At 49.8% G+C, this 269-nt stretch carries 1 pseudogene; it reads left to right on the forward strand.

Features of this window, described 5'->3' with window-relative positions:
• A pseudogene (locus tag HJY11_RS13595) lies at positions 1 to 269 on the forward strand (1-deoxy-D-xylulose-5-phosphate synthase); the annotation flags it as partial.

A 269-nucleotide genomic window follows, 5' to 3' on the forward strand; every position in this document is an offset into this window, starting at 1 on the left:
TGTCCATGATTCCGAATATGACGGTGATGGCTCCGAAGAATAAATGGGAGCTTGCGGATATGCTTCGTTTTGCTATCGGATATACGGGTGGCCCGGTGGCTATCCGCTATCCAAGAGGAACGGCATACGACGGTTATAAAATGTTCCGGCAGAGGGTTTGTTACGGACAGGCGGAGATCATTTTTGATGAGGAAGATATCGCTATCATAAGCGTCGGACATATGTTTGAGACAGCGGCGAACGTTCGGGAAAGGCTAAAAGAGGCCGGC

Source organism: Bittarella massiliensis (ex Durand et al. 2017), assembly GCF_017566145.1.
Taxonomy (GTDB): domain Bacteria; phylum Bacillota; class Clostridia; order Oscillospirales; family Ruminococcaceae; genus Bittarella; species Bittarella massiliensis_A.